1 protein-coding gene is annotated in these 244 nt (G+C 65.6%); it reads right to left on the bottom strand.

Going from position 1 to position 244, the window contains the following annotated elements; genetic code table 11:
- On the bottom strand, positions 1 to 244 hold a 244-nt coding region (locus ACZ3GY_RS24665), incomplete at both ends, for a transporter substrate-binding domain-containing protein (RefSeq protein WP_465912441.1).

The raw sequence follows: 244 nt of genomic DNA, 5'->3' as shown, positions 1-244 counted from the left end.
GAAGCCGCTGTAGGGAATCGTGAACAGCACCGACTTGGCGCGCTCAGGCGTGGGGGCCAAGGTGGCGGCCAGCATGTCGACCTTGCCCGATTCCAGCGCCGGGATACGGGCCGGCGGTACCAGTGGCACGATCTCAACCGGCAGGCCGAGATACTTGCCGATCAGGTTGGCCACATCGACGTCATAGCCGATGGGCACGCCCTTGGCATCGACCGAACCGAAGGGCGGTGTGCCGCTGACCACA

The sequence above is a fragment of the Pseudomonas sp. PME37.24/006 genome, from assembly GCF_055556635.1.
Note: the sequence above shows the minus strand (reverse complement) of the source record. Positions and strands in the feature narration are given on the sequence as shown.